The sequence below is a fragment of the Nocardia sp. NPDC004278 genome, assembly GCF_053602975.1.
In genome coordinates this window covers 123,007-146,616 of sequence record NZ_JBSGEQ010000021.1, presented here as the reverse complement: position 1 = coordinate 146,616, position 23,610 = coordinate 123,007, and the positions used below count along the sequence as shown (strand labels likewise).

General features: G+C 64.2%; 21 protein-coding genes, 1 tRNA gene and 2 pseudogenes. 17 read left to right on the top strand and 7 right to left on the bottom strand.

Going from position 1 to position 23,610, the window contains the following annotated elements; translation table 11 throughout:
- Positions 1 to 580: 580 nt before the first annotated feature.
- The 5 genes and pseudogenes from ACWEO2_RS28580 to ACWEO2_RS28560 all read left to right on the top strand — a co-directional run.
- A pseudogene (locus ACWEO2_RS28580) lies at positions 581 to 1,438 on the top strand (pseudouridine synthase); the annotation flags it as partial.
- 32 nt (positions 1,439 to 1,470) lie between these two features.
- Positions 1,471 to 2,181 carry a (d)CMP kinase gene (gene cmk / locus ACWEO2_RS28575; protein ID WP_354958071.1) on the top strand — a complete coding sequence of 237 codons (711 nt, stop codon included), beginning with the start codon at positions 1,471 to 1,473 and terminating at the stop codon, positions 2,179 to 2,181.
- Positions 2,178 to 3,590, top strand: a complete 1,413-nt coding sequence (der, locus tag ACWEO2_RS28570; RefSeq protein WP_452408150.1) for a ribosome biogenesis GTPase Der — start codon at positions 2,178 to 2,180, stop codon at positions 3,588 to 3,590. The genes cmk and der overlap by 4 nt, the downstream gene beginning before the upstream one ends.
- Before the next feature lie 321 nt (positions 3,591 to 3,911).
- On the top strand, positions 3,912 to 4,571 hold the full coding sequence (sigK, locus tag ACWEO2_RS28565; RefSeq protein WP_354958073.1) for an ECF RNA polymerase sigma factor SigK: 660 nt from the start codon (positions 3,912 to 3,914) through the stop codon (positions 4,569 to 4,571).
- Positions 4,571 to 5,296 carry an anti-sigma factor gene (locus ACWEO2_RS28560; protein WP_452408149.1) on the top strand — a complete coding sequence of 242 codons (726 nt, stop codon included), beginning with the start codon at positions 4,571 to 4,573 and terminating at the stop codon, positions 5,294 to 5,296. Before sigK ends, ACWEO2_RS28560 begins: the two co-directional genes overlap by 1 nt.
- Before the next feature lie 34 nt (positions 5,297 to 5,330).
- Here ACWEO2_RS28560 and ACWEO2_RS28555 read toward each other — a convergent pair whose 3' ends face one another.
- Positions 5,331 to 6,161, bottom strand: a complete 831-nt coding sequence (locus tag ACWEO2_RS28555) for an SDR family oxidoreductase (protein WP_452408148.1) — start codon at positions 6,159 to 6,161, stop codon at positions 5,331 to 5,333.
- An 80-nt stretch (positions 6,162 to 6,241) separates the two neighbouring features.
- Here ACWEO2_RS28555 and ACWEO2_RS28550 point away from each other — a divergent pair, with 80 nt between their 5' ends.
- From ACWEO2_RS28550 to ACWEO2_RS28540, 3 genes are all read left to right on the top strand, one after another.
- Entirely contained in the window at positions 6,242 to 7,195 is a 954-nt protein-coding gene (locus ACWEO2_RS28550; protein ID WP_452408147.1) for an Lrp/AsnC family transcriptional regulator, read from the top strand.
- Between the two features lie 79 nt (positions 7,196 to 7,274).
- On the top strand, positions 7,275 to 7,574 hold the full coding sequence (locus tag ACWEO2_RS28545) for an ArsR/SmtB family transcription factor (protein WP_452408146.1): 300 nt from the start codon (positions 7,275 to 7,277) through the stop codon (positions 7,572 to 7,574).
- Positions 7,575 to 7,595: 21 nt separating this feature from the next.
- Positions 7,596 to 8,603 (top strand): LLM class flavin-dependent oxidoreductase, encoded by a 1,008-nt coding sequence (locus ACWEO2_RS28540; RefSeq protein ID WP_452408145.1) that lies wholly within the window; start codon positions 7,596 to 7,598, stop codon positions 8,601 to 8,603.
- Positions 8,604 to 8,610: 7 nt separating this feature from the next.
- Here the strand turns inward: ACWEO2_RS28540 and ACWEO2_RS28535 are convergent, their stop codons facing one another.
- On the bottom strand, positions 8,611 to 9,129 hold the full coding sequence (locus ACWEO2_RS28535) for a DUF5666 domain-containing protein (RefSeq protein ID WP_452408144.1): 519 nt from the start codon (positions 9,127 to 9,129) through the stop codon (positions 8,611 to 8,613).
- Between the two features lie 137 nt (positions 9,130 to 9,266).
- On the opposite strand from ACWEO2_RS28535, the gene ACWEO2_RS28530 reads away from it, so the two are divergent.
- Positions 9,267 to 10,019: an acyl-[acyl-carrier-protein] thioesterase gene (locus ACWEO2_RS28530; RefSeq protein WP_452408143.1), complete on the top strand. Its 753-nt coding sequence runs from the start codon at positions 9,267 to 9,269 to the stop codon at positions 10,017 to 10,019.
- A 94-nt stretch (positions 10,020 to 10,113) separates the two neighbouring features.
- Positions 10,114 to 10,187, top strand: a tRNA-Pro gene (locus ACWEO2_RS28525).
- Between the two features lie 100 nt (positions 10,188 to 10,287).
- Here ACWEO2_RS28525 and ACWEO2_RS28520 read toward each other — a convergent pair.
- Together ACWEO2_RS28520 and ACWEO2_RS28515 are read right to left on the bottom strand one after the other, a co-directional pair.
- Positions 10,288 to 10,839 carry a hypothetical protein gene (locus tag ACWEO2_RS28520; protein ID WP_452408142.1) on the bottom strand — a complete coding sequence of 184 codons (552 nt, stop codon included), beginning with the start codon at positions 10,837 to 10,839 and terminating at the stop codon, positions 10,288 to 10,290.
- A 267-nt stretch (positions 10,840 to 11,106) separates the two neighbouring features.
- A complete protein-coding gene (locus tag ACWEO2_RS28515; protein ID WP_452408141.1) occupies positions 11,107 to 11,325 on the bottom strand; it encodes a hypothetical protein in 219 nt (72 codons plus the stop codon).
- Between the two features lie 160 nt (positions 11,326 to 11,485).
- On the opposite strand from ACWEO2_RS28515, the gene ACWEO2_RS28510 reads away from it, so the two are divergent.
- On the top strand, positions 11,486 to 12,538 hold the full coding sequence (locus ACWEO2_RS28510; RefSeq protein ID WP_452408140.1) for a hypothetical protein: 1,053 nt from the start codon (positions 11,486 to 11,488) through the stop codon (positions 12,536 to 12,538).
- Positions 12,539 to 12,782: 244 nt separating this feature from the next.
- Positions 12,783 to 13,667: an MBL fold metallo-hydrolase gene (locus ACWEO2_RS28505; RefSeq protein WP_452408139.1), complete on the top strand. Its 885-nt coding sequence runs from the start codon at positions 12,783 to 12,785 to the stop codon at positions 13,665 to 13,667.
- Positions 13,668 to 13,841: 174 nt separating this feature from the next.
- Here the strand turns inward: ACWEO2_RS28505 and ACWEO2_RS28500 are convergent, their stop codons facing one another.
- Positions 13,842 to 13,997 carry a hypothetical protein gene (locus ACWEO2_RS28500; RefSeq protein WP_452408138.1) on the bottom strand — a complete coding sequence of 52 codons (156 nt, stop codon included), beginning with the start codon at positions 13,995 to 13,997 and terminating at the stop codon, positions 13,842 to 13,844.
- 248 nt (positions 13,998 to 14,245) lie between these two features.
- Positions 14,246 to 14,725, bottom strand: coding sequence for a hypothetical protein (locus tag ACWEO2_RS28495; protein WP_452408137.1), 480 nt, complete (start codon positions 14,723 to 14,725; stop codon positions 14,246 to 14,248).
- 213 nt (positions 14,726 to 14,938) lie between these two features.
- On the opposite strand from ACWEO2_RS28495, the gene ACWEO2_RS28490 reads away from it, so the two are divergent.
- A complete protein-coding gene (locus ACWEO2_RS28490) occupies positions 14,939 to 15,319 on the top strand; it encodes a hypothetical protein (RefSeq protein ID WP_452408136.1) in 381 nt (126 codons plus the stop codon).
- A 193-nt stretch (positions 15,320 to 15,512) separates the two neighbouring features.
- Here ACWEO2_RS28490 and ACWEO2_RS28485 read toward each other — a convergent pair whose 3' ends face one another.
- A complete protein-coding gene (locus ACWEO2_RS28485) occupies positions 15,513 to 16,529 on the bottom strand; it encodes an HNH endonuclease (RefSeq protein ID WP_452408135.1) in 1,017 nt (338 codons plus the stop codon).
- 165 nt (positions 16,530 to 16,694) lie between these two features.
- Between ACWEO2_RS28485 and ACWEO2_RS28480 the strand changes: the two are divergent.
- The 4 genes and pseudogenes from ACWEO2_RS28480 to ACWEO2_RS28465 form a co-directional block, all read left to right on the top strand.
- Positions 16,695 to 16,922 (top strand): annotated as a pseudogene (locus tag ACWEO2_RS28480) (IS3 family transposase); the annotation flags it as partial.
- Positions 16,923 to 17,098: 176 nt separating this feature from the next.
- Entirely contained in the window at positions 17,099 to 17,980 is an 882-nt protein-coding gene (locus ACWEO2_RS28475) for a hypothetical protein (protein WP_452408134.1), read from the top strand.
- Between the two features lies 1 nt (position 17,981).
- Positions 17,982 to 22,418 (top strand): hypothetical protein, encoded by a 4,437-nt coding sequence (locus ACWEO2_RS28470; RefSeq protein WP_452408133.1) that lies wholly within the window; start codon positions 17,982 to 17,984, stop codon positions 22,416 to 22,418.
- Between the two features lie 132 nt (positions 22,419 to 22,550).
- Positions 22,551 to 23,483, top strand: coding sequence for a hypothetical protein (locus ACWEO2_RS28465; RefSeq protein ID WP_452408132.1), 933 nt, complete (start codon positions 22,551 to 22,553; stop codon positions 23,481 to 23,483).
- The last annotated feature ends 127 nt before the right edge of the window (positions 23,484 to 23,610 follow it).

Sequence of the window (23,610 nt, the reverse complement as noted above, 5' to 3'; positions counted from 1 at the left end):
CCGCGGCTCGTCGCAGGGCGATCAGCGTGGCGGTCACCGCGGTGCCGGGCAGGACGACGGCTACCGTGGCTCCGCACGCGGCTCGGGCTACCGCGGCTCGTCGCAGGGCGATCAGCGTGGCGGTCACCGCGGTGCCGGGCAGGACGACGGCTACCGTGGCTCCGCACGCGGCTCGGGCTACCGCGATTCGTCGCAGGGCGATCAGCGTGGCGGCGGTCACCGCGGTGCCGCACCGAGCGGCGGATACGGTTCCACGCGAGGTGGCGCCGATCGGCGTGGTTCCTCGTCGCAGGGCGGCGGCTACCGCGGCTCGACGCAAGGAGACAGCGGCTACCGCGGTTCCTCCCAGGACAGCGGCTACCGCGGTTCGTCGCAGGGCGGTTCGGGTTACCGCGGTTCGTCGCACGGCGCCAGCTCCGATCAGCGCGGTTCGCGTGGTGACGCCTATCGCGGTGCCGCACAGGGCGGCTCGGCCCCGCGTGCCACCGGTTCGCGCGGTTACACATCGGGAAGCGCTGCGCAGCAAGGTAATCCGTCGCGTCGCCCGGCTTCGGCCGCGATGTCCGCACCCGTCGGTAAGAAGGCCAAGGCCCCGAAGCCGCAGAAGAAGGTCGTCGCCGCCCCGCTGCTGAGCAATGCCAAGCCCGCCAAGCGCCAGCATGTCGATCAGCCCGCCGAGGGCGGCCACGAGAAGATGCCGTGGGGCGAGGGCGAACGGCTGCAGAAGGTGCTGGCCAAGGCCGGTGTCGCCTCGCGCCGCGCGGCCGAGGAGATGATCGCCCAAGGCCGAGTCGAGGTCGACGGCGCGATCGTCACCGAACAGGGCCTGCGGATCGATCCGCAGCAGGCGGTGGTTCGCGTCGACGGCACCCGCGTCATGGTGCGCGAGGAGTTGGTCCACCTCGCGCTGAACAAGCCCAAGGGCTGGCAGTCCACCATGTCCGACGATCTGGGCCGTCCGTGTGTCGGCGATATTGTTGCCGAACGCATCGCGGCCGGTCAGCGCCTGTTCCACGTCGGTCGGCTCGACGCCGACACCGAGGGCCTGCTGCTGCTCACCAATGACGGCGATCTCGCCCATCGGCTTATGCACCCGTCGTTCCAGGTGGAGAAGACCTATCTGGCAACGGTCAATGGTGAGGTCCACAAGGGGATCGGCAAGCGCCTCAGGGACGGTGTCGAACTCGAGGACGGTCCGGCCAAGGTGGACAAGTTCCAGGTGCTGGAGATCAATGAGGGACGTTCGCTGGTCAAGATCGTGTTGCACGAAGGGCGCAAGCACATCGTGCGCCGACTGCTCGACGCGGTCGGCCATCCGGTGACCCGGTTGGTGCGCACCAATATCGGTCCGGTCGCGCTCGGCGATCAACGGCCTGGCACGCTGCGCGTGATCGGTCGCGATGAAGTCGGCAAACTCTATGAGGCGGTGTCGTTGTGAACGGTGTAGAGATTCCCGTGGAGGTCCCTGCGATGGTTGATGGCACCACGCCGCTGGTCGTTGCCATGGACGGGCCTTCGGGCACCGGCAAATCCAGCGTCTCGCGTCGATTGGCCACCCGGCTCGGCGCCAGCTATCTGGATACCGGTGCCATGTACCGCGTCGCGACGCTGCGCGTGCTGCGTGCCGGTGTCGAGCTGAGCGATGCGGCCGAGATCAGTGCCGCGGTCAAGGAGTTGCCGCTGACCATCGGCACCGATCCCAGCCGCGAGGTGATCCTGCTCGATGGTGAGGACGTCTCCTCGGAGATCCGCGGCAATGCCGTCACCAAGGCGGTGTCCGCGGTGTCCGCGGTGGCCGAGGTCCGCGATCTGCTGGTCGCGATGCAGCGTGAAATCGCTTCTGCCGCATCGCGAATCGTGGTCGAGGGACGCGATATCGGCACCGTCGTGCTGCCGGAGGCGGACGCCAAGATCTACCTCACCGCCTCCGCCGAGGCCCGCGCCCAGCGCCGCAACCAGCAGAACATCGCCGAAGGCCGCGGCGACGACTACGAGGCCGTGCTCGCCGATGTGCAGCGGCGCGACACCCTCGACTCCACCCGCACGGTGTCCCCACTGCGTCCGGCCGACGACGCGGTGCTGGTCGACACCAGCGAGCTGAATATGGATGAGGTCATCGACGAGCTGTATCGCGTTGTGGTGCGGCAGGTTTCGGTTGGCCGGACGGGAAGTGCACAGTGACTGAGGACGTGCTCGCGGGCGACGGCGTCTGGAGCGACGAATCTGATTGGGAGATGGCCGATCTCGACGAGTTCGGTGACGAAGAACATATCGCCATGCCGACCGTCGCGGTCGTCGGGCGCCCGAATGTCGGCAAGTCGACCCTGGTGAACCGGATTCTCGGACGCCGCGAGGCCGTCGTCGAGGATATTCCGGGAGTGACCCGCGACCGCATCTCCTACGAGGCGAGTTGGGCGGGTCGGCGTTTCCTGGTGCAGGACACAGGTGGCTGGGAGCCCGATGCCAAGGGCCTCCAGCAGTCGGTCGCCCGCCAGGCCGAACTGGCCATGGAGACCGCCGATGCGATCCTGCTGGTGGTCGACGCCGTCGTCGGCGCGACCGCGACCGACGAGGCCGCGGTGAAGAAGCTGCGCCGCTCCAAGATCCCGGTGCTGCTGGTCGCCAATAAGGTCGACGACGAGCGCGTCGAGGCCGAAGCGGCCGCGTTGTGGTCGCTGGGCCTCGGCGAACCGCGCATGGTCAGTGCCTCGCACGGCCGCGGCACCGGCGACCTGCTCGATGACGTACTGGAGGTCCTTCCGGAGACGCCGCGCGAAGGCACCGGCGGCACCGGCCCACGCCGGGTCTCGCTCGTCGGCAAGCCGAATGTCGGCAAGTCCAGCCTGCTCAATAAGCTCTCCGGCGACGAGCGCTCGGTGGTGCACGATGTCGCGGGTACGACCGTCGACCCGGTCGACTCGCTGGTCGAGTTGGGCGGCAGGATCTGGAAGTTCGTCGACACCGCGGGGCTGCGGCGCAAGGTTTCCCATGCCAGCGGTATGGAGTTCTACGCGTCGCTGCGCACCAAGGCGGCATTGGAGGCCTCCGAGGTCGCGATCATGCTGATCGATGCTTCCGAGCCGATCACCGAACAGGACCTGCGGGTGATCAGCATGGTCGCCGATTCCGGTCGCGCGCTCGTGCTCGCCTTCAATAAGTGGGATCTGGTCGACGAGGACCGCCGCCTGCAGTTGGACCGGGAAGTGGACCGCGACCTGGTCCGGGTGCCGTGGGCGCAGCGCGTCAATATTTCCGCGCATACCGGCCGCGCCGTTCAAAAACTGGTGCCCGCCATGGAGACCGCGCTGGAATCCTGGGATAAGCGCATCCCCACCGGTCGCCTGAACAACTGGCTCAAGGAAGTCATCGCGGCCACACCGCCGCCGATGCGCGGCGGCCGCCTGCCCCGCGTCCTGTTCGCCACCCAGGCGACCACCCGCCCGCCAACGTTCGTGCTCTTCACGACGGGCTTCCTGGAGGCCGGATACCGCCGCTTCCTGGAGCGCCGTCTGCGCGAGGAATTCGGGTTCGATGGATCCCCGGTCCGCATCTCGGTGCGTGTCCGGGAAAAGCGCGACCGCAAGAAATAACCTCCGCGCCTCGCCGACAGAACGGACGCCGCTGCGAAGCAACGGCGTCCGTTCTGGTCTCTCGCGCATGCGAAACACCTGACTTCGGCAAACCTCGAGTGAACTTCGGTACTCGGGTTTAGTTTGGTATTCGACCAATCTGCTTCGTGTAGCGAAGCGAACTCCTTTGAGTTCGAATGCCGAGGCCTGCCCCGGACCGTTCGACCAGCAGGCCATCGCCAACATGGCCCCGACCTGGTCAGGAGTCGAGTTCAGAGTGTTGCCGCAGTCGATCCATCCGATGTCCATAGTGCCCCGCCAACTATCAGGTAGGAGGTGCCCATGACTCGTGATTCGGAGTTCATCGTCATCCCCCTGCGCACCGATGCCGCCGACGGAGATTCGCCCATCGGTTACTGTCCATTGCATCGGGGGGCCGAGCAGGCCGAGCACAATCGGAAATTGATCGATCTGCTCGGGGCGGTGGCGGCGGGGGACCGCGACGCCTTCACCGAGTTCTATCGCGAGACCAGTCACCGCGTTTTCGGTATGGCGGTGCGCGTCCTGCGCAGCCACGCCGAGGCCGAAGAGGTTGTGCAGGAGGTATATCTGCAGGTGTGGTCGCAGGCCGAACGCTACAACCACACCCTGTCCAGCCCGATGGGCTGGCTGATGACGTTGGCGCATCGGCGCGCGGTGGACCGCGTTCGCCGCGAGCGCGCCGCGTCGACCCGCGACATCGTCTACGGGCATACGCATTTGGGACGTGATCACGACGTCGTCGCCGAAGCGGTCGATCAGCATCTCGATGCGGAGGCCGTGCTCGGCTGTCTGCAGACCTTGACCGAGATGCAGCGGGAGGCGCTGGCGTTGGCGTACTACAGCGGACGAACCTATCCCGAGGTGGCCGAACAGCTGGCGGTCCCGCTGCCCACAATCAAGAGCCGGATCAGGGACGGGCTCAAGCGTCTCGCACACTGTCTGTCCGGAGGTGACAATTGATGAGCGACCACGACCGACCGGCCGCGGACTTGCTCGACCTGGCTTACCCGTATGCACTGGATTCGCTGGACACGATCGAGCGCAGACGTATCGAACGCCGGTTGGAGGATGTGGACGAGGCCACCGCCGCCGAGTTCGCCACCACGGTGTACGACCTGCGGGAAGTGCTGGCCTCGCTCACCGTTGTCGACGCCATGGCGCCGCCGCCAGAGCTCGAGAATGCACTGCTGCGGGCGCTCGACCAATCTCTGGGTACCGATAACCACCCTGTCCGCCACCGCTGGCGCGGGCGGTTGGGCTGGGTGACGGCGGCCGCCGCGGTGATCATGACGCTCGGTGCGGGCGTCGCGATGGTGATGCTGCACTCCACGTCAGCTCCCGCGCGCGGCGTGAGCACGGAGTTGATGCTCGCGCAGCCCGATTTGCGGACGCGGTTGATCCCGGTGTCCTTCGGCGGCGCGCTCACGGTGCGGACTTCCGCCGGGATCGCCACCGCGATGGTGAGTTTCGACGGTATTCCGGCACCACCGGATGGGCGCACCTATCAGGTCTGGCTGGTGTCCGCGGACGGGGTACCACATTCGGTCGCGGTGGTGGTGTCGGCCGCCGCTCCGTCGGTGCTCACCCGCTTCGATACCGTCGATACCCTGGCCATGACGGTCGAACCCACAGGTGGTTCCGCCCGGCCGACCAGCACACCGATCGTGAGCCTCGGACTCGCCTGAGCTTCGCCGAGTGAGGCGTTGCGCCGCCGTGCGGTCAGCGGAAGTCGGCGCGGTGGTCGGATACCCATTCGGCCAGCGACCGCGCCGGGCGACCGGTGAGGTCGGCGACGGTAGCGGTGGTTTGTGGTCGTGGTGCGCTCATCATCTTGTCGTAGCCGTCGAGCAGGACCTCGATGAATGAGTCGGGAAAGGATTTGTCGGCGAGCAGCCGCTGCCGGGCCTGTTCACGGGTGAGCTCGGCCCAGCGCAACGGTCGCCCGAGTACTTCGCCGATGACCCGCACCTGCTCGACCCGGGTGAGCACTTCCGGTCCGGTCAGCGTGTAAGTGGTTCCGGCATGGCCGTTTTCGGTGAGTGCCCGGGCCGCTACGGCCGCCATATCGGCCTCGTGGATCAGGCTCATCGGCAACGCGCCATGGCTGCCGTGCACGATGTCGCCGGTGCGGATCTGATCGGCCCACCAGAGCGTGTTGACGGCGAAGGTGCTCGGCCGGATCACCACCGATTCGATGCCGCAGTCGTGCACCAGCCTTTCCTGGTCCTCGAAACTCAGGTCCGGGATGCCGCCGGTGCCGAGGAACACCACGCGATGGGCGTACTCGGCGATGATGTCGAGCGCCTTCGGTAGTTGTGCGCCGGTATGCAGCGGCCATAACAGGAACACCGCGTCGATTTCGTCGAGGCAGCCGATCAGGGTTTCGGGTTGGGACAGTTCGGCGCGTACTACCTGTACGTCGGCCGGGAATTCGACGGTCGCCGGGTTGCGTGTGCCTGCGCGCACGTGGTGACCGGCCGCCCGGAGTTGGGCGACGAGTTGCTTGCCGACATTTCCGCTGGCGGCGAGGACGAGGATGTTCTTGGCCATGCCACGATCGTGCGGATCGGGGAGTGGTATCCACCAGAGTTAGGCCAATATCACTGGAAACCGTCAGAAATGGAGATCTGATGATGGATATCGTCGATCGGGGCATTATCCACGCGCTGCAGATCGATGGCCGGACGTCCTTTCGAACCATTGCCGAACTTCTCGACATCTCCGAGAACACCGTCGCCCGTCGCTATCGTCAGCTCCGAAATACCCACGCGCTCAGGGTGATCGGACTGGTCGACGGCCGACGTCTCGGCTACGTCCAATGGACGATCCGATTGCGCTGCACTCCGGACGCCGCCGGATCGGTCGCAAAAGCCCTTGCGGCCCGTGACGATACGTCGTATGTCTATCTGCTCTCCGCCGGGACCGAGGTGTCCTGCACGGTGCAGACCCGCAGTACGGAAGAGCAGGAAACGCTACTGCTGCAAAAACTTCCACGCACCAGTCGAATCGTTGGCATGTCCGCCCACCTGCTGTTGCGCGGATTCATGCTGCCCGACCGCTGGCAAGGCCTCGCCGCATTGACCTCCGACCAGGTCGACCACCTGCGCCCCGCCCCGGCAGACCCCGCAGACGGCCCCCTGCGCCTCGAAGAAGGTGATAGAACCCTCCTGCGCGCCCTCAACCACGACGGCCGCACTCCCTACTCCGACCTGGCCACCGCCACCCAATGGTCCGAAACCAAGGTTCGCCGCCGCATGGACACCATGCGGCGCAATGGAATCCTGCGCTACCAGCTCGATATCCCTTCCGCCGCACTCGATTTCGGCACCGAAGCCCGCCTCTGGATCGCCACCCGACCGGCCGCCGCCGTCACCGTCGGACAAGCCATGGCCCGCCACCCCGAAGTCTCCTTCGCCGCGCTCACCACCGGCGCCACCAACCTGGTGGCGGCCGTCAACTGCCGCGACCCGCACGATCTCGGCCGCTACCTCACCGAACGCATCGCCGAGCTACCCGGGATCGCCACTGTCGAATCGGCTCCGGTCATTCGGACCGTCAAACGCGCGGGATCCCTGGTTCTCTGACACCCGGCGTGGCGTGTGTCACGATGCCGAGCCGTCGTCGACGGCGTAAGTTCGTTAATTAGCGAAATACCGAAGGGAGGTGGATGTGCTCGACGCGTGCAAGGCGCTGGCGAACGAGACTCGGCTGAACATCTTGGCGTGGCTCAAGGATCCCGATGCGAACTTCCCGGAACGCGGGCCGGATACGGCCGAGCTCGGCGTGTGCGTCGGCCTCATCCAGCAGAAGGCGGGGACCTCGGCGTCGACCATCTCGGCGCATCTGGCGGTCCTGCAGCGCGCCGGATTCCTCAGCGCCACCCGGCGCGGCCAGTGGACGTACTACCGCCGCGACGATGCCCGCATCCGGGCCTTCACCGAAGAACTCCACCGCGTTCTCTGACTTTTCGAAAGGCAGCGTCTTATGCCCACCGCACTGTCGATCCTCGACTTGGCGTCGATCGCACCCGGCCGGACCGCGCGCGACAGCTTCGATAACAGCGTCGCGCTGGCCCGGGTCGCCGAGCGCAGCGGTTACCGACGCGTCTGGTACGCCGAACACCACAACATGCGCTCGATCGCATCCAGCGCCACCAGCGTTCTGATCGGCCACGTCGCGGCGCACACCGACACCATTCGGCTCGGGGCGGGCGGCATCATGCTGCCCAACCATTCGCCACTGCTGATCGCGGAGCAGTTCGGCACCCTGGAGACGCTGTATCCCGGACGGATCGACCTCGGACTCGGCCGCGCACCGGGCAGCGACCAGAAGACCATGTTCGCGCTGCGCCGGGACCCGGCATCGGCGGACTCCTTCCCCAAGGACGTACTGGAGCTGCAGGGCTACCTGACGGGGAACTCGCGAGTGCCGGGAGTGCAGGCCGTGCCGCGGGCGGAAGGCGTTGTGCCGCTTTATATTCTGGGTTCGTCACTGTTCGGCGCGCAGCTCGCCGCGCAGCTCGGCCTGCCGTACGCCTTCGCATCGCACTTCGCGCCCGACGCGCTGCATCAGGCGGTGGCCGTCTACCGCGACAATTTTCGGTCGTCGGAGCAACTGGCCGAGCCGTATGTGATGGCCGGAGTCAATGTGTTCGCCGCCGATGACCACGACGCAGCGGCGGAGCAGAAGGCCGTCGCCTACCGTGCACGTGCACGGGCCATGATCCGGCGAGGTGCGGCGGGTGCCGAATTCAGCGACGAGGAGATCGACGCATTCCTCGCCTCGCCCAACGGCAGCCAGTTCAGCGCGATGACGCGTTACACCGCGGTCGGCACACCCGCCGAAGTCCGGGACTACCTGGCGGATTTTGCGGGATCCATCGCCGCAGATGAACTCATCGTCGCCCACCACGCGACCGAAATCGACGATCGACTCCGGTCCGTCGAACTCACCGGTGCGGCCATGGCCGCGGACGAGCCGGTCGTTCGTTAACCGCTGTTCACAGCTCGGCGCCGACGATCAAATTCGCGGTGATGGAGCCGTCGGCCTCCTTGTTGCCGTGGATGACGACCTCGGCGCCGACCTTCACATCCGACATGCTGGTGGCGCTCAGGATGAGCACCTGGGTAGCGGCGTTGATGTGCACTTTGGTTTTCGCCCCGAGTAGCCCGGCCACGGTCACCGTCTTGCCGTCGTTGGCCATGACCTTGCCGATGGTCAGCCCGCGGTTGGCCTGGACCTCGTTCGCGGGCATGGCGGTGCCGGTGGCCGTTGCCGATACGCTGGTGGCTGTTGCCGAATCTCCGGTTCGGCCCGTCAGCAGGAAGCCGACCACCAACACCAGCGCGACCGCGAGGGTGGTTCCGGTGAGCATGCCGATATCGGGTCGGCGCGGCTGATCCGACGGGATCGTGATGGCGGTGAGTATTACCCGGTCGACTGCCAGCTCGTTGCCGCTGGACTCCTTGGCAGGCAGGCCCTTGGGCTGGTTCGACCACGGGGTGGCCGGTGAACTCATACCTTCAACGTTAGGTAACCGAGTGCGACCGGCTATCACCACTGACGGGAGTATCTCGACACGGTGATCGCGACGCGGGCGCTCGCGACGGCGGGTCGGCGCGGACTCGGACGACCAGTACCTGGCATTATCCGTTCATGGTCATTCCCAGTGTGTTGCCGGAACGCTCTGGCACCGGAACCCCGTTCGAAACAGGCTGGCCGGTCCGCCTCGCCGACACCGACCGGGACCAACGCCTGCGCCTCGACGCCATTGCCCGCTACCTCCAGGACATCGGTTTCGAACACCTCGGCGCCGTCGAGGACGGTGACAGCCACCGCGGTTGGGTGGTTCGTCGCACCGTCATCGATGTTCTAGAGCCCGTCGAATTCGGCGAACACGTCACCCTGCGCCGCTGGTGCTCGGCCCTGTCCAACCGCTGGTGCAATATGCGCGTCCAAATCTGCGGTAGCAAGGGCGGATTGGTCGAAACCGAGGGATTTCTCATCCATTTCGGCACCGAATCCGGTGTCCCCGCCCGCATGAGCGACCGCTTCATGGCACCCATGCTCGCAGGCACCACCGAACACCGCCTGCGCTGGAAAGCGGCCCTCACCGACCCGCTACCCACCGGCCCCGGAACCCGGGAGCTACCCTTCCCGCTCCGTATCGCCGATATCGACTGGTTCGACCATGTCAACAACGCCGTCTATCTCAGCGCACTGGAAGAAATGCTGGCCGCCCACACCGACCTCAAATCCGGCCCGCACCGCACCGTCATCGAATACACCAAACCATTGCAAGCGGGTGAGCAGGTCCGCGTCATCGGCCGCCGCGACGACACCGCCCTCGACGTCTGGTTCGCCGTCGGTGACGAGTCCCGAGCCGCCGCCCGCGTGACCCCGCGCTGACCCACCCACCCCACCCGCCACACCGATAACCAGGCGATTCGGCGTCTCGCCCACCCCTGAGGTAATCTTTTCGAGCGCCCACAACCGGGCGCAACGGGATGTGGCGCAGCTTGGTAGCGCACCTGACTGGGGGTCAGGTGGTCGCAGGTTCAAATCCTGTCATCCCGACAAAGAAGCCCCTTCCGACCAGCATCGGAAGGGGTTTTCTGTTGTAAGCATCACCGTGTGACTTGAGGCCACTCCACAGAAAAGTCGCACTTTGGCCTCCTTACCGGCCAGTGGCCCATCGTTCGAGCACATCCCGGTTGTCGGGGGCCGTCTCCGGGATGTCGATGTAGTGCTTCCTGGCCACCCCCTCGGTGTTGCCCAGTTGGCGGGCCGCCCGCCCGAGGTCGCCGTATGCACGGTCGACCTCCGTGCCCGCGCCTCGGCGAAAGGTTCGTGGCGTCACCCACGAGAACTCGGTGCCACGGGCCGCTCGCCAAACCCTGCCGAAATTGGTCGGGCTTCGCGGTGTTCCTACGCGCGATGGGAACAGCAGTCCCATCGGATTGGGCCTACCGGATGCCTTCAGCTCGGTGATCGTCTCTTTGACCGCTTCGACGGAGTGCGTGGGCAGGAGGATGCGGCGCCAGCTGTTGTCGGTATTCGGTACCGGCTTTCGCTCCCATCCGCCGCGGCCTCCACCTCGCACTTCGATCAGTGTTCCGGTGACATCGAGGTGTGGATCGGCAACCTCCACATCGATCTCGTCCAGCAACAGTGCGAATGTATCGTGTGGACGCATCCCGGTGCCGGTGATGACATCGATGACCCACACCAGCGTCGAGTCTCGTTTCGGCCCCGACCTGTAGGCAGGGGTGCCTGGGATCGCTTCACCGCGAGCCCAGGTGCGAACCTGCGCTCTGAAGGCGGGCAATGCCTGCTGGTCCTTGACTTTGCCGCGGGCTTGATTCTTCCGTCTGGTGAACGGGGCAGGGCAGGGAATTCTTGCCTCCGCCCTGTAGTTGTTCCTGGCTACCGTTGGTAGCTGATGCTCTGGCCCTGTAGGAGGTTTCGGGGCTTCCTGAGCAGTGGCCGACCGAACCTATGGTTGGCGGTTGGGCGAGTCAGCGGCGAGGATGACGACTCCGATCGTCTGAATCTTCAATGGCGGCCGCGGATGTCGGTTCGTCGCCGCGAGCGCGCGAATGAGGTCGGTAATGAGTTTGCGCTGTTCGCGGCCCAGGAGGGCGGCCTCTGGTGGCGGGAGGTAGGGCTCGTCGAGCTCGAGTGCGATTCCAGACCAGTGCGCGACATCGCGCACGTCGAGCTTCAGGGCTTGGGCGACGGCGCGGATGGTGTCGAACGAAGGTGAGTGCTAGAGAACTCATCCTGATGATCTACAGGCGCGGCCGCTGTTGTGCTGACGGTGGTGACTCCAGGACAATCAGGGTCATCCATCAATCCCAACGCTCGGGGCAGCTTTGGATACAACGTTCTGGTTCGGTGCCGTTATCGGCGGCGTGCTCGGCGGAGTCATCGGGATGCCTTTCGGAGCGATCGCCGGGGCAACTCTTGAACCGGTGTTGGTTCGATGGAAACATCGGCTTGTCGCCCGCATGCATCGTCGATCGATGGTGTCGATCGACGATCACGATCTACAGCAGATTGACCTGTTTCAGATTCTCAGGTGGTCACCGAAGCGGCCACTCGACCCGAGCAGGCACACTGTCGTTCGCGACTTGGGTGTTCGAGCTCCGCAAAGCTGGTTCCCGGATGATGTTCTCGCTGCAGAAGTCGCTGCGGCACGCTCTCGTGTCAGCGGTGTTGTGTGCGAAGTGTCCGCATACTCTGTCGACCACGGCGAATCCGGTGAGCCGTCGAAGGGGCTGCGGCTGTCGGTTCGATCGAGCCACTATCCTGACAGCCTGGCCGTTCAGAAGCTGTGCGCCGACGACCAATTGTGGCCCCCAATTCGGCGGCTATTCGTCCAGGACGGTGCGCGTCGGGCGCTCGCAGTGGCACCGGCGCAGTCGTTCTTCATCGCGCTGACACTGACTACAGGACGAGGGGAAGTACTTAAGACTCGGCGGGCCAGTGCAGCTGTCGCTTCTGCCGGCGGCCAATGGTCTTTGGGGGTTTGCGAGACCATGAACGCCATCCCGACCCATCCAGGCCACGAACCTGAGAACGTCTTCGCCCTTGCACAACGGGCCGCGAACGAAGAACTTGGGCTTCGCCCCCAGGACTGCGGCCCTATCTGGTTCACCTGGTTCGGATTCTCCCGCTTCGACGGCCCGTTCATTGTCGCTCATGTGCGCACGTCACTTTCGATGGCCGAGGTGACAGCAAGGGTCCTTCAAGCCGAAGGTGGATACGAAGCAGATGCGCTGGGCTGGCTGTCCGTTGGCGGGCACGAGCATCGCGAGTTGGCCAAGGTCGTAGTCCACGCGGGATGGCTTCCGCTGACTCCTGTTGTTGCACAGGGGCTTCTCGATGTTTGGACATCGCTCGAAGTTGCGCCCATCAGGCCATAGCTAACCATCCCGACGGGCATCCTCCCCACGACGTCTGCAGGTCCACACCACACCCCACTCGCACTAGCGATTTCCGAGGAGCCATTGGGCGAAAGCGCACACCAGACTTCGGCGCAGCTTGTCTTGGCTTGGAGGTGGTCGAGGCACCACGCCATTACACCAATCACGGTGTAAGCGAATTCTGTTTCAGCGCAACGATTTTAGTGTCACCGATTGCAGCTGAATCTCTCGTCGTGGGGGAGGGGTGTGTAGTGTGACCAGCGAGTCGTTCAGATCGGGGAGGAGTGAGGTCGTGCGTGTCCATCACTTGGATGCCGGGGGGACGCGGCCCTTTGGGGGCCGGTTGATCGACGGTCGGCCGGGAGTACTGCGCCGGGCCGAAAGTGCATGCCACTGTCTGCTGATCGAGCACTCGATGGGGTTGGTGTTGGTCGACACCGGCTATGGCGAGCAGGCGATGGTACAGCCCGAAGTCTGGGTGGGGCAGCAGATCATCCGACGCACGAACCCCATTCTCGACCGTGTGATCGCCCGGCAAGTGGAGGCACTGGGATTCGCGCGCGAAGATGTTCGCGACATCATCGTGACCCATCTGGACCTGGATCATGCGGGCGGGCTGGCGGATTTTCCGGACGCAACTGTCCATGTCTATCGGGCCGAACTGGATGCCGTGACGGGCGTATACGGGCGTCGTGAGCGATTCCGGTACCGGCCTTTGCAGTTCGAGCATGGACCCAAGTGGGCGACCTACGGGGAATCCGACAGCCGAGATGATCAGTGGTTCGGTTTGCGGGCCGTACGGGAGTTGCCTGGCCTGCCTGCGGAGATACTGATGATTCCGTTGGCAGGACACCCCCGCGGGCACGTCGGTGTTGCGGTCGATACAGGGAATGGCTGGCTGTTGCACGCCGGGGACTCGTACACCTACTACGGCCAGCTGGAGGGCAGGCCGCGGATGCCGTTGGGGGCGCGTGCTTTCCAGCGATCGGTGGACACATCTCGCTCATTGCGGATCGAGAACCAGCAGCGGTTGCGGGAGCTGGTACGCGATCACCGCGACGCGGTGACAGTGTTTTCGTCGCATTGCGCTACAGAGTTCGAGCGCCTACGCGGCGAAAGCGCTGATTAGGCCGACAGCACCGACCACGGCTCAATCCTCCGGTATCGGTTCGAGGTGCCGCATTGCTGCCGATTCAGGTACGGCTGGCCAGCAGTCAGTGCAGTTGACAACGCCATCTCGCCTGAGAGCCAGACTGATTCGCTGTGAATGAATCAACCCATCTCGCTCCGGGGTGGCGATGGGCTACGACGCTATCGCGAGCGGGCCGTCGACCGGCGTGAGGTGGTAGATCCACCACGGCCTGAACGGCAACTCGCTCACGTCGAGAGAAACCCACATCGACTGCTCCTCCCCGGTCTTCGTGACCTCGTCCAATTCCTGCTTCTTTCCTTTCTGCATCGCCGGGACACGCTGTCCCCGAGATGATCTTGACTGGAACAGGGCAGCAAGTCGAAACTCGGTCAATGACCATCGACGTGAACCCTTGTGCCGCAAGCGATGTGATCGACCACTACGCGCCGTTGAAAGAAGCGCCGATGACCATCGCGCTGCCGACCGCAAGCTCGGAATCGGACTCACCATCTCGCGGGGCAACTGCCCAACGTATCTCGACCCGCCGGAGGGCCACGCCGCTTCTTTGCCGGCTTCTACCGGAAGCTTGTGTCGTGGTCGAGCGTATTGAACTCGATGTGGGTGTTGGCGGCTCTTGTCGCATCCCCGTCCAGGCGCACGCCGTCTTCGCGCTCGTACAGGTATTTGCTGGCGCCGCCGGTTATCAGGAAGATCGCCACGACTGAGATCCAACCCAAACCAGGGAAGTCTGGAACCGGTACCGTGGTGTACGCCTGGATGATCTTGTGCGCGACCATGCCCATTCCGATCAGGCCTGGCACCACGAACAGCCACAACCACAGGGTTCGACGTGTTCTTGTTCGCTGGGCGTCGAACACGCGGTAGACCCCGATCGCGCCGCAGCCGCACGGCACGTGCGTGTGCGTCTCGCCGTGGGCAGGACGGGCGGTCTCGATCGGGGTTCGCCAACCTTGATGCACTTGGCGAATGCTCGGATAGTCGCTGACCGGCGGTGGCCGCCTCAGCCGCCAGAACTCCACGAACACCGACGCCATCACATCATCCTTTGCGACTCTGGAGTGGTTTGCTCGCCCAGAGTACGTGGGAACAAAGACGATTCGCAGGGCCTTGAGCCTAGTCCACGACCCCAGACTTCCGGCGAACGTCAACCACCGCAATGAATTACACGAAAAGCCCTCCGATCACGCGAGGGTCCTGGCACTGGGGACTTCGCGTGCAGCTACCGATTCAGGGGAAGGAGGTAGGAAATGAATCGTTTCGCAGCAGCGGGCCGCCGCCTTGCCGCAAACGATCCACTGCTGGCGGCGAAGGCCATCTCCCTCGCAGGAATGATTGGTGACCCTGAATCGCTCGCCGCGATCGATCGTGCAGCGGAAAGTCCCGACCCAGCGCTACGGGTGGCTGCCGCTGCTGCCGCCCGCCAAATTCCGTCCGATCGTGCTGAAACAATCACAACGAGACTGCTGTCTGACCAAGACCCGGGTGTACGAAAATTCGCCGTACTCGCCGCGAAATCCACCCCGACCGAAACAATTCGCCAATCGATCGACAGAATCGCCCGCACCGACGAAGTGCCAGCGCTCCGGGATATGGCTGCGTCGGCCGCCGAGGAGATGCGTCACCGCTAGCTGGTCAAGATCTCGCATTCGAGGATCAGCACTATTCGCGGGTGCGCAGAAAGTACACAGCAGGGCTGGCGGATACCAACGCCATCATCATGCCCATCACCAGAACATGCTGGTAGACCGCTTGGCCACCAACCGCCGTCTACCGCAAACGCCGAGAACGCTTTTCATCATCAAAGCCGTGACCGATCTAGCGCTACCTGGTATCGGTGCAGTTGGCTTCGACCAGCGCGCGCAGTTCATCGGGGGTCAACCAGGGGGATTTGCGGTGGATCATCCTGTGGCAGTTCGAGCACAGCACGATCATGTCCTCGGGCATCGTGTTGGTCTCACCGGACACGTGCAGGGGCACGATGTGATGGCATTCGGCAAACTTCTCGCCGCGAGAGCCGTAGACCTTCTCGAAGTCGAACTTGCATACCTCGCAGAACACTCTGCCGTTTTCCTTGAAGAAGGCGTTGATCTTCCGGGTCCGTAGTCCGCGGTCTCGTTCCCGTGCGTAGTGCCAGCGCTTCAGGAGCCGGCCTTCGCGTGCGCCGGGCTCGTCCTGCTCGTCGTCATCTTCTTCGCTCTGGGGGACTGGCAGCTGTTTGAACTCGCCAGCCAAGGCGGCCTCGCGGAGTAGCGCGGCCACAGAATGCATGTGCTCTGGCGCATCGAGGAAGTCTTGAAGGACTTGTTGATCCGTCTCACCGCCGTTGGTTGGGCGGCCGGTGTAGCCCGGGCGTCGGGACGCGATGTCTGCGGTCTTGCGTGCGACGCCATTTGGGTTTCGGAAGGTGTCGCTTCGCAGAGCATGTGGGTGGATCGGGAGGAGTTGCAAGATGCCGGACAACTCGATCACTCTGACGTCGGTGTCTTCGACTTGACGCCAACCGTTTTCCATGACCAGATCACACGCGAGAATCACTTCATCGCGGGTCCAGTCGGGGGAGCGACGTGGCGGAACGATGAAGCCAAGGCTCCTCAGTTTGCGGGCGACTGAGCTCTCGCCGCCGCTGAACTCGTTGGCCCGCAATGGATCGCGGCCTTCGAGATAGCCGTGTGCGGCACCTGCGATGGCCTTCGAGACGTAGCGGTTCCCGTCGTAGCGCAGGTAGAACGCCTTCGCCCTGTCGAACTTGTAGCGTTCGAGGAAGGCATCTTGCCCGAGCTTGTCGTACTCGCGGATAGCCGCCAACACTGCGGGCCGCGTGATGTCCCCTAATCCCATGCCGGGAGGCTAAACGGCAGCACCGACAACAGGATCCAAAGACCACCGAGTGACGTCACTTTCAGCGTTCCCCGAATCGAGTACACCCTGTCCATGGGGCACAGTGTGGGGACCAGTTGGGGACCACACGCTATGAGCAGAAAATGAACACGGTGTCGATTTCAGGGATCGATGGGTCGTGTCGGAGCGTGACAATGCCGCCAGGGAATCGTTCTGCGGGCTGCCGCCGCGCAAAGTCCTCGACCGGCGGCACTGGGCGACCCGTGTCGAACTGCGGCTGGCTATTGTCATCTGGATCGAGCGACCTACCATCGGCGCCGACGACAACGCCGCCTCGGCCGCCTAACGTCGGTCGAGTTTGAGAAAATCAATCAGCCCGCACTCGCGGTATGAAACACCACACCTCGCGAGTCAAGCGAACTCGGGGCAGTCCCCAATCGGGAATTTGAGCCATGCCGGAGCTCCATCTACCCGGATTGAACTGCGGGCCAACGGTTGTCTGCTTAGGCTGAAGCGTGCTCGCGCGTGAGGCGCAGATCTACTATGGAAGCAAGGGAAATGGGGGCGGCATGTCGCCGATTGTGGGTGTGCACGGGATCGCGCAACAGTATCGCGGTCGCTACGAACTGGAGAGTATGTGGTCGACAGCGCTCCGGGACGGCCTGTTCGTTAGCGAGTACTCCGATCTGGCCGAACGAATGACACCACAGGATCTTCGAGTGTCGTTCTTCGGTGATCTGTTTCGGCCCTCCGGCGCCATGAGCGTGGAAGGGCCGCCGTTCACCCACCGCGACGTTGATCCAGGGGCCGAACGAGACTTCCTGGAAGCGCTGTACGGCCGTGCCGTTCTCCTCGAACCTGAGTTGGCGCCGCCGTCCGGGGCGATGGTCGCGGGCCGAACCGCGGTCAAGGTGGTGGTGGACCGACTGTTGCGTAGCCGCGCGCTCGCCGGGGTCACCGAGCGAATGCTGGTAGGAAATGTCAAGCAGGCGACGGCGTTCATCGGAGATCCCGCGGTGAAAGCTCGCGTACTCGGTCGGCTTCGGGAGACGGTTACCTCTGATACCCGGGTGCTGATCGGGCATTCGCTCGGGTCGATCGTGGCTTATGAGTATCTGTGTGCTGCCGGATCAGATTCGCCAATCGAACTACTTGTCACCATGGGGTCGCCTCTCGGTATCCCGTCGCTGGTTTTCGATCGGCTGACCCCTGCGCCGGTGGATGGCGTAGGCGTGTGGCCGGGCTCGGACCGGCGCTGGGTGAACGTCTCGGACCCTGATGACTTCATCGCCCTGCGGCCAAAACTCGAAGGGCTGTTCGCTGACTCGGAGTCTTCCGGTCTACTGGTGAACGACCGGATAGTGGACAACGGGGACAGTCCACACGCCGCCCAGCGGTATCTCAACGCGAAGGAGACTGGATCAGCAGTAGGTGCCGTACTTGGCGGGTGAGATGGGAAGCGACACAACCGAACCCGCGGCACCCGCCGTAGTGACCTTGGTAGCGGCGGGCACCCATCGCTACGCGCGCGACGATCTCGCCGACCTCGACCGGGTGCCTGATTCGCTGCGTACCGTTGCGGGCGCTTTGGCGCGGATCGGGATCACGGTGGCTCCGCACCGGTCGGAGTTTCTGCTCGATCCGGATCGGGAGGCTCTGCTTTCGGCCGTCGAAGACATCGTCGCCAGCGCTTCGGTGGTTATCGTGTATTACACCGGTCACGGCATCGTGGTGAACAACAAGTACTACCTCCCAATGAGCGAGACCAGGGCGGATCTGATCAGGACCGCCGTAGCCACCCGGGAACTCATCGAGGACTATGCGCTGCGCCGTGACAGCGACGGGGAGAAAGATGCGGTCCAGCCCGATGTGCTGATCATCCTGGATTGTTGCTTTGCTACCACCGCCGCGATCGAAGGTGTGGTCAGCCTGTTGCAAGGTGTCGGCAATGACAATGTGTGGATCATGACCAGCGCGAACACCATGGAGTATGCGCAGGAGGGCGTGTTCGCGGATGCCCTGGCCGCCTGTATCCGCAATCCCCGCACCGGGTTCTCGCAGTCGCATCTGAGTCTCGACGTCCTCGTCGGCGAGATCAACACGCGAACCCAGGAGGCCGGACGTGGACAGGAAGCGCGTTGGTTTCCCCCAGCCCGCCGGGGAGTCACCGGTGTGCCTCCATTCTTTCCGAATATCGACTATCACCCCAACTATTCGGGATACACGATTGAGCAACAGCGGCATTGGATCTCCAAGTTGCGTGCTGGACCCGACAGCGACGCGCTGGCCGGCTATTACTTGACCGCGCGTGGCGGGCGGATGCGAGCTATCGAGGAGCTGGCCGGGTTCATCGCGGCCCCGAACAGCGGGCGAATGGCCATCGTCACCGGCAGCCCCGGATCCGGGAAATCGACGATGCTGGCAGTGCTTGCGCTGCTGGGTGATCCACGCACCCGGCAACAGATGCTCCTAGATGGACGAGACAACTATGTAGTGCAAAAGGCTGCTGCCGTGCTGGATTCGGTGCACGACGTCCTGAGCATTCACGTCCGGGGTATGAACACCACCCAGATCGCGAACATCGTCGCGAGCCGCCTGGAATCGCGGGGCGCGAGTCCAGCCGAACTCATTCGGCATCTGGTCGGCAATCCGAATGCGAGCAGGCCGGCACCCGTGCTGATCGTAGACGCCATCGACGAATCCGCCACCCCCAGCGGTGTTATCGAATTCCTGCTGGAACTCGCCGCCAAGACCTCGGTGCGCTGTGTGGTCGGTACCCGCCGCCATTTGTTGAAGAACATCTCGGATCTGCAAGGTCGCGCACTGGTCGATCTGGACCTGCCGCTATATCGCGACAACCAGGCAGTTGTCGACTACGCTCGATCGTTGCTGATCGGTGCTCGTGAGCCCGGCCTGCGGACTCCTTACCGCACGGGTATTCGGACGGCTGAAGGCAATGAACTTGCCGAGGTCGTCGCCGCCGCGATCGCCGAACGCGCTAGCACGACCGAATCGGAATCCTTCCTCATGGCCCGGCTGCTCGCCCTCGCGATACGGTCCCGCAGGGAGGCGGTCGATGTGCGAGACGGCAACTGGCACAATGATATTCCGGACACCGTCGGCGCGGCGTTCGACGAGGATCTGCGTCGCCTCGGCTCACGCGAGCGCCCGGTTCGCATGTTGCTGACCGCCCTCGCCTGGGCGAAAGGGTCCGGATTGCCGTGGGAGACAATCTGGATTCCGATGGCCGAAGCCATCGCAGAGGCACACGGAGAGCTGACCGACGACGATGTTCGATGGGCTCTGGACAATGCGGGCTCCTACATCATCGAGGACATCGGAGCCGGTGGGCGCTCGGTCTTTCGGGTCTTCCACGAGTTGCTGGCCGAGCATCTGCGACGAACCAGCACACACCACCGCAGCGCATCGGTCATCGGACGCGGCATCTGCGATTGCTTGCAGGCCATCGTGCCGACAACCCGAACCGGCTGTCTGCGCTGGGATGTCGCGCACCCGTACATCCGGAGCTATCTCGCCGAGCATGCCCGGGACGCCGATGGGGCGCCTATCGAGAACTTGCTCGCGGACCTGGACTTTCTCGCCAGCGCCGATCCGGCATCCCTGTCGTCAGTGCTGATGACGCTCGACTCCCACCATGCGATGGCGGGAGTGTATCTGCGGACCGCACGGCTGCTCGGCGATGTCCCCGAAGTCAATTCGGCTCTCCTCGGCGAAGTCATCGCTGCTTCGGAGACCACGATGCGGGGTGGCGGTGGGAGTCTGGTGCGACCCCGCTATCGCACGATCGCCAACTGGGTACGTCACGACGACAGCATCGTGACCATCCCAGCCCATTCCCGGGCGGTTGTCAGCCTGGTCTTCCTGACCGGACGTGACGGCCGCGGGGTATTGGCCACAGTGGACTCACGGTTCGAGGGCGCCCACTGGGACGCTACCTCGGGAAAGCTGTTGAACAGGTTCGCTGCGCCGGACTTCGAGGAGGAAGAAGGCTGGACGCCCGTTGGTCTCCCGGTCGGGGTATTCATCCACTACGGCACCGCAAATCTCGGATTCGCGATGTGGGGCCACGAGTTGGTCGGCTATGTTGCCGACTCCGAGCTGATCGTGCTGATCCCGCGTGACGTACGGAACAAGCGATATAAGGTGCGTGAGATTTCGGCGATACCGTTCGGGCGCTTGAGAACCCGGCTGCGTTTGCTGATATCGAATACAACCGCTGGCTCGGCAGGGATCGTAACGGCATGCGGCTCGGGTCATGATGGACAAGCATTGCTCGCTCATTGGGCGCCCGACCGGCGGCTTACCCTAGTGGATCTGGGATCCGGTCGAAGGCTGGCGACCCGGATCCTTGACAGTGGTCGAGGGGGGCGCGTGCTAGCAATGGGCCTCGGCCGCGGTCGCGTGGGGAGACCGATCCTTGCGACAGTCGAGGGCGGCGCGGTATGTCTGCGAGATCCGAAGACCACCGCGCTTGTGGAGCCGCGCTACGAATTGCCTCGGCGTTTCGCCGAGGGGACCGGTGCGATCGCCGTCTTTTCGAGTGACGACACAGCGACGCTGGCCGCCGTGGGTACGCGTGCCGGGGAATTGATCCTTTTGGAGTGGCTGGCCGGCGGTCCACCTCGTCACCATGTCGACCTCGAAGGTCACCGGAGTCGGATCACCACCATGGCTTTCGATCAAACACGTTCGGGGTCAACGACATTCGCCACCGGTGATGTCGCTGGGACCGTTCGGTTATGGCGCTCGGACCGCAAACCGAGTGGAGATCGAAAGCGTTTCGACGTGCGGCGCATCGCGGTCGGAGCAGGACGCGACGGGCGTACCACGGTGGCCGTCGCCCTCGACGACGGAGCGGTGACGATCCAGCCCATAGGGATGGCGGATACCGCTCGTGTCGAACTCCCGTCGGCGGCCACCGCGATGAGCTTCGGCGTGCTCGGTGGCAGGGAAGTACTCGCGGTCGGTGATTACAAGGGAACCGTACAACTGATCGACCTCGATGAGCATGCCGTGATCGACGGCTCGGGAATCACCGCGGGGTTCCGCGAGGTGACGTCGATCCGGTTCGGTCAGTATGAAGGTCGCCCGTGTGTCGGAGTTTGCTATCTACAGGCCGTACTGATGTGGGGGCCGGTTGCCACTGGGCGGCTAGAGAGGCTGGAGTTGGTTGGCCGCGGTCTGTTTCCAGGCGGAGATGCGGAATCCCAGTGGCTGGATGACGAATTCGAGTTAGGACCGCGACCCACCGGCGGTGGGGGAGCCGCCGCGCTGGTCCGATCGCCGCGTCTGTTCCCGGGAACGATGCGACGGGATGCACATGGTCGTGAGGCACGCCCGCTCGACGTCCGTTTCGGCGCCCGCGCTGTCGTCCTTAGCAAGCAAATCCTGCCGGGATCGGGAGGGCCGCTGTCGTCGATGCCGGGTTGGCTGCAGGACGGCACCGTCGATAACCGTTCGGTGTTCACGATTTCGGAAGCGAATGTATCGCGGCAGGTGCTTGGACTTACCGATGAGGATCAGGTCACAGCAGCCGCGATCGGGCCTGGCCCGGCAGGCGCGATATTGCTAGCTGTGGGAAACTCCGCGGGCTCCGTCGAGATTCGGGACCTGGGGACCGCCGAGCCCTCGAGCATGGCGGCAATGCGCCATGACTCAGCTGTCCGGTTCGTCGTGTTCGAGGACGGTTCGGTGGTGAAACGACTGGTGACCTGTGACGACGCGGATGTCGTTCGCGTGTGGGACATGCGATCCGGTCGGATCGAGGTCGTCCTGCCGCGGCGGTCGCGTCCCACGTACCTCCAGCTCTACCGGGACATACTCGTGATAGGGGAGGAGGATGGATGGGCCGTCTTGGATATCGAGTAGCGAGGCGGTGTCGAGCCAACGAGCAGCGCGCGAGGGGGTGACGTGGTGGCGACTAGCGGGGCTCGATGGCACTCTATCGGTGTCTGGCAGCTGGGCTGGCTGTTGGGAGCGTTGGCCGTTCAATCGATTCGGTTGAACGACAATGGAATCGGCGTTTGGATGGTGATGGCATCGGTCGCGCTCGCGGGGTGGGGATCTATGGGTGTGTTTCGCGGCGGTGCCGGCGGTACTGCGCGCACGGTTGTCGCGGTCGGATCCGTGGTCGGCTACTGCGTGGTCGTCGTCGGATGCGAAGGTAGTGCGGTGTTGCCCACCGGGTGCGCCGCCGCTGTGTTATCGAGTATCTGGCTAGTTTCCGCTTATGCCATGACCGATCCCACGCCCGATGCGACCGCAGGGATACTGGTCGGCTCGGCGGCGATGCTTTTCGGGGGGAGCCTAGTGCTTTCCGGTATCGACACGAGTTCCGGCGCGATGGCTTCAGGTACTGGGATGGCGGTGTGTGCGGGCGCTGCAATTCCGTATGTGAACATCGCGATTGCGCGTGGTATCGCCTGTTGTGGCCTCGGAACAGCCTGGCTCGCACTAGGTTTAGCCGGTAGCGTGCAAGACTATCTGGTCTTCGATATCGGCCTGATAACCGGTGGCGGGCTGCTCGTGCTGGTGGCAACCTATGCGATTTTGCTCGCGCCGGATCGTTCCTATGTCACATCGGGCCAAGTCGGTTACGTGGGAATGCCACAGGAAAAAACGATTCCGGAGTGGAAGTGGCGTGTGCAAGTGTCGATCGCGGGTTTTGTCGGTGCTGCGCTCGGTTGTGCGCTCGTACTGTGCGGGATCCAGGGAATCCACGCGCACACTGTCGGGATGGTTTTGATCGATGACGTCCTCGCCGAGCCGGCTGGGCCGATCGGGTTTGGGTTCTCGGGAACCGTGGCGCAACTCCTTCAAATCTCCCTGCTCGCCGCTTCGGCGCTGGTCTGGAGTTGGGCGGCCCTCGGTGTGGGTGTGTGGTCTCTCGTAGGCGGTATCGCAGACCTGGCGAAAGCGGATTCGCCCCGCTGATCCCGAGGATCCGGACTCGGTATGTCAGCTGCAGCACCGTGACCGCCCACTGCGGACGACGTAGAGCCATCGCCTGTACATCGCTATGTCGCCGGAACGCTGAAGATGTCGACTTTCGGTGAGCTGG